This is a genomic window from Streptomyces spongiae, assembly GCF_009377185.1.
GTDB lineage: Bacteria > Actinomycetota > Actinomycetes > Streptomycetales > Streptomycetaceae > Streptomyces > Streptomyces spongiae.
Genome location: NZ_VJZC01000792.1, coordinates 1 through 3,724, shown reverse-complemented (window position 1 = coordinate 3,724; position 3,724 = coordinate 1). Strand labels below are relative to the sequence as shown.

General features: G+C 68.7%; 4 protein-coding genes. 3 read left to right on the top strand and 1 reads right to left on the bottom strand.

Annotation, left to right across the window (positions count from 1 at the left end):
• A partial coding sequence (locus FNH08_RS46830; protein ID WP_152777916.1) for a WD40 repeat domain-containing protein occupies positions 1-853 on the bottom strand: 853 nt, incomplete at its 3' end.
• Between the two features lie 200 nt (positions 854-1,053).
• Between FNH08_RS46830 and FNH08_RS46825 the strand changes: the two genes are divergently transcribed.
• The 3 genes from FNH08_RS46825 (at position 1,054) to FNH08_RS46815 (ending at position 3,477) form a co-directional block, all read left to right on the top strand.
• On the top strand, positions 1,054-1,734 hold the full coding sequence (locus tag FNH08_RS46825) for a GDSL-type esterase/lipase family protein (protein WP_152777914.1): 681 nt from the start codon (positions 1,054-1,056) through the stop codon (positions 1,732-1,734).
• 93 nt (positions 1,735-1,827) lie between these two features.
• On the top strand, positions 1,828-2,412 hold the full coding sequence (locus tag FNH08_RS46820) for a Uma2 family endonuclease (protein WP_152777912.1): 585 nt from the start codon (positions 1,828-1,830) through the stop codon (positions 2,410-2,412).
• A gap of 72 nt (positions 2,413-2,484) precedes the next feature.
• A complete protein-coding gene (locus tag FNH08_RS46815; protein WP_152777910.1) occupies positions 2,485-3,477 on the top strand; it encodes an aldo/keto reductase in 993 nt (330 codons plus the stop codon).
• The last annotated feature ends 247 nt before the right edge of the window (positions 3,478-3,724 follow it).

The following is a 3,724-nucleotide window of genomic DNA, read 5'->3' as shown; positions in this document are numbered from 1 at the left end:
CGGACGACGAGTCGGATCCGCCACCGCCCCCACCGGGCGCCTCCCGCGCCACGACCGTGCTGCCCTCGCCCTCGGTGCCGTACATGAGCTCGGACCCGTCGGTCGTGTACGTCACCGACTCCCCCTGTTGCTGAAGGGGCACGCTCAGCTGCTGGATCCGCTTGATCTTCCCGCCGTTCCAGTCGTACAGGATCCCGCCGAAGTACCCGCGTACGGCGAGCCGCTCACCGTTGGGCGAGAAGGCAGCGTCGGTGGCCCACAGGTCGACGGGGGCGACGGGCTTGAAGACGTTCGTCCCCGACGAGGAGAGCTTCGCGGGGCCCTCGTACAGGTGCCCGCCGTCCTCCTGCTTGTCGATGATGTAGACACGCCCGGTCTTGGGGTGGACGACCAGGGACTCGGCGTCGCGGGAACCATCGGAGTACTTCACGACGTACTGGGTGGCCCGGATGCTCTGGTCCTTGAGCTCCTTGGGCTCGGGCAGCTGGTAGACCCACACGTAGGGCCAGGTGACGCCGTCGTTGTCGCCGATGTCGCCGACCCAGATCTGGTTGTCGGGCCCGATGGAGACGGCCTCGACGTCACGCGGCGTGCCGACGCCGGTCAGGGTAATGGTGGCGACGGTCTTGCCGGTCTTGCTGTCGACGGCGTAGAGGTAGGCGCCCTTGTCCTGGTCGTTGTGCGTCCAGTAGATCCCGGGGTGCTGGCGCGAGGCCGCGAGGCCGCTGGACTCGGTGATCCTCGGGTCCTTGATGCTGAACCCGCCGTCGTCGGCGAAGGCCGGCGCGGCCGGGGCGGCGGCGAGGAGAACCGCGGCGAGGCCCGCGAGGAGGGAGAGGGATCGACGGCGCATGTCCCAACCCTGCCATGGCGCTCCGCTGTTTTGGCGATGGAGGCTGCCCCTGCCTGCTCGTCTTTCATCTGCGGCTTGGGGGCGGCTGGTCGCGCAGTTCCCCGCGCCCCTTGCGGGGCGCGGCCCTGCGTGGCGAGGTTCACAGCACCGAATCGCCCCCGACCCACTACCACCCAGTAGCGATCAACCATGATGAGCCCATGCTCAGGTTCATGCCCGTCGGTGACTCCATGACCATCGGCAGTGCGGGCGAACACACGTGGCGTTACCGGCTGTGGCAGCACCTGTGCGCGACGTACGGCGGCCCCTTCAAGATCGTCGGCCCGCGGGAGGCGCTGTACGACAAGGTGGCGGACACGCCCACGTCGTACGCCTACGCGGACCCGGACTTCCCCCGCGCCCACCTGGCGGGGTGGGGCGAGGGCTGGCTCCACATGGCGCCGCTGATCGCGGAGACGGTACGGACCCAACGCGCGGACGTGCTGCTGGTCTCCCTGGGCCTGATCGACCTGGGCTTCTACACGGACGCGGAGCAGACGGCGGAAAACGTACGCAGCTTCGTGGCCGAAGCGCGGCTGGGAAACCCGCGCGTCCGGATCGTCCTGCTGCCGGTGATCCCGAACATCCGGGCCGAGTCCGACGACGCCTTCGCCGCCCAGGTGAACCGCTTCAACGAACTCCTCGCCAAGGCCGCGGCCGACCTGGACGAACCCCGCTCCCCTCTGCTGCTCACCTCGCCCCCACCGTCGTACGACATCCACTACGACACGTACGACGGCACACACCCCAACGCGAGCGGCGAGCACCGGATCGCGGCGGCCTACGCCGACGCGATGTACCAGGCGTGGGACCTGGGCGAGCCGTACGCCCAGGACCGCTGAGGCGGGAAGTCCCGTCCGTGTCCCGTCACCGTGCGTATCGTTGTACTGCGCGGCTGTGCTCGTCCGTTGGGGCAGCCGGGGAGGAGTGCCACGATGACCGTCGTTGAAGACAGGATCGAGATGGCCGAGGAAAACGACGAGCTGACTCTGGACGAGCTGTTCGGGTCACTCGAGCGGTTCACCCCCGAGGGATACAAGGTCGAGATCGTCGGGGGAGCCATCTTCATGTCGCCGCAGCGGGACACGCACTGGGAGATCATCCTGGACATCGTCGAGCAACTGCGTACCAAGTACCCACGCAAGCGCCTGAAGTCGGACGTCCGAGTCGACTACCCGGGCCACCTCAACGGCTTCGCCTCCGACGTGACACTCGTGGCCGAAGGTGCCGAGAAGACCGCTGGAGGGCTCGGGCGCTACCAGGATGTCGAGTTCGTCGCCGAGGTCATCTCGAAGGGCACGGCCCAGAACGACTACGGCCCCAAGAAGACCGCCTACGCCGTCGCCGAAGTCCCCGTCTACCTGATCGCCGACCCCTACCAGGGCAAGTGCCACCTCTACACCCAGCCCAAGGACGGCGAGTACCTCAGCGAACTGTCCGTCGTCTTCGGGGCGGACATCGACATGACCACGACCCTCCTCGGCCTCACCCTCAAGACCGACGAGTTCCCCCGCGACTGACCCGCCTCCGGGCGCGCCCCGGACCTCTGACACCTTGCCTAGAGCGCACTCCACGGCGTTGGCTTAGGAGTCATGAAGTACACGCAGCTCGGACGTACGGGACTCAAGGTCAGCCGACTGGTCCTCGGCACGATGAACTTCGGTCCGCAGACAGACGAAGCGGACAGCCACGCGATCATGGACGCGGCGCTGGACGCCGAGATCAACTTCTTCGACACCGCGAACGTGTACGGCTGGGGCGAGAACAAGGGCCGTACGGAATCGATCATCGGCAACTGGTTCGCGAAGGGCGGCGAGCGGCGCGACAAGGTCGTGCTCGCCACCAAGGTGTACGGCAACATGGCCGGCGACGGCGCCGCCTGGCCCAACCACGACAAGCTCTCCGCACTCAACATCCGGCGGGCCGTGGAGGCGAGCCTGAAGCGCCTCCAGACGGACTACATCGACCTGTACCAGTTCCACCACATCGACCGGGACACTCCGTTCGAGGAGATCTGGCAGGCCGTCGACGTCCTCGTCCAGCAGGGCAAGATCCTCTACGCGGGCTCCAGCAACTTCCCCGGGTACAAGATCGCCCAGGCCAACGAGATCGCCGCGCGGCGAGGCGGCACCATCGGCCTCGTCAGCGAGCAGTGCCTCTACAACCTCGCCGAGCGCCGCGCCGAGATGGAGGTCATCCCGGCCGCGCAGGACTACGGCCTCGGCGTCATCCCGTGGTCGCCGCTGCACGGCGGGCTGCTGGGCGGTGTGATCAAGAAGGAGGCGCAGGGCGGACGCAGGGCCTCCGGCCGGGCCGCCGACGCGCTCAACGACCCGGCGACACGCACACAGATCCAGGCATACGAGGACCTGCTGGAGAAGCACGGCATCGAGCCCGGCGAGGCGGCCCTGGCCTGGCTGCTGACCCGCCCCGGCGTGACCGGCCCGATCGTCGGCCCGCGCACGGCCGAGCAGCTGGCGTCCGCGATCCGGGCGTCGGAGCTGGAGCTGAGCGAGGAGCTCCTGACATCCCTGGACGAGATCTTCCCGGGCCCGGGCCCGTCACCGGAGGCGTTCGCCTGGTAAGGGGCAGCCCCCATAGGGGCGCGGGGAACTGCGCAACCAGCCACACACGACCCACAGCCGACGAACAACGCGCGGTTCCCCGCCCCACCCAGCGGAGCGCCCCGTAAGGGGCGCGGGGAACTGCGCGCCCAGCCACACCCGGCCCGCAGCCGACGAACAACGCGCGGTTCCCGGCCCACCCAGCGGAGCGCCAGGGCCCCGTAAGGGGCGCGGGGAACTGCGCAACCAGCCACACACGACCCACAGC

Excerpts from the sequence above, each read along its gene's own strand:
- FNH08_RS46825 (WP_152777914.1), top strand. The coding sequence starts at position 1,054 with ATGCTCAGGTTCATGCCCGTCGGTGACTCCATGACCATCGGCAGTGCG.
- FNH08_RS46815 (WP_152777910.1), top strand. The coding sequence starts at position 2,485 with ATGAAGTACACGCAGCTCGGACGTACGGGACTCAAGGTCAGCCGACTG.
- FNH08_RS46820 (WP_152777912.1), top strand. The coding sequence starts at position 1,828 with ATGACCGTCGTTGAAGACAGGATCGAGATGGCCGAGGAAAACGACGAG.